General features: G+C 73.0%; 1 protein-coding gene and 1 pseudogene. Both read left to right on the top strand.

Annotation, left to right across the window (positions count from 1 at the left end):
- Positions 1-205, top strand: a pseudogene (locus AC5RVV_RS18140) (DUF58 domain-containing protein); the annotation flags it as partial.
- The coding region (locus tag AC5RVV_RS18135) for a hypothetical protein (RefSeq protein WP_494002729.1) at positions 202-440 on the top strand (239 nt) is incomplete at its 3' end. The pseudogene AC5RVV_RS18140 and the gene AC5RVV_RS18135, both read left to right, overlap by 4 nt.

The raw sequence follows: 440 nt of genomic DNA, 5'->3' as shown, positions 1-440 counted from the left end.
GGCCCTGGCCGCCGAATTCGGCTCGCATGCCTTCGCGATGCTGGTGGTGGAGAACCCGCACGAGGCCCGCCCGGTGTTGGACCTCCTCCGCTCCGGCGGCTGGCGGGCGGTGGCCGTGACGCACCGCGAGCCGCTGGCCGCCGCGTGGGCGCTGTTCGACGCGCCGGTCAGCATGAGCTCCTCGACCGCGAAGACCATCCTATGAGCACGGCCCTGTCCCGCCCGTTCCACGGCCACTGGCTGCTGGCGTCCGCTGTGGGCCTGGCCGTTGCCTTCAGCAGCCTGAGCCTCAACGGAGTCCTGGAAGGCTGGGACTGGCTTGCCGACGTCGTACTGACCATTGCTGCGGTGCTGGCGGCGACGTCCGCCGCCCGCTCCCTGCGCGCGCCCGACTGGCTGGTGCCGGTCGCCGGCCTGCTGGCGCTGGCCGGGATCCTGAC

The organism is Arthrobacter sp. MDT2-34-1 (genome assembly GCF_059091365.1).
This window is presented reverse-complemented; position numbering and strand designations above follow the sequence as displayed.